General features: G+C 48.6%; 1 rRNA gene. It reads right to left on the bottom strand.

The features are described from left to right. Positions 1–255, bottom strand: a 16S ribosomal RNA gene (locus KKQ10_RS28315); the annotation flags it as partial.

Here is a 255-nt window from a genome sequence, read left to right as displayed (position 1 = left end):
CTCTCTCCTGTTTGATACCCACACTTTCGAGCATGAACGTCAGTTACGGCTTAGTGTGCTGCCTTCGCAATCGGAGTTCTTCGTGATATCTAAGCATTTCACCGCTACACCACGAATTCCGCACACCTCAACCGCACTCAAGGACCAGTATCAACTGCAATTTTAAGGTTGAGCCCCAAACTTTCACAGCTGACTTAAACCCGTCTGCGCTCCCTTTAAACCCAATAAATCCGGATAACGCTCGCATCCTCCGTA

It is taken from the genome of Pseudomonas sp. MG-9, assembly GCF_018729515.1.
Classification (GTDB): Bacteria; Pseudomonadota; Gammaproteobacteria; order Pseudomonadales; family Pseudomonadaceae; genus Aquipseudomonas; species Aquipseudomonas serboccidentalis.
This window is presented reverse-complemented; position numbering and strand designations above follow the sequence as displayed.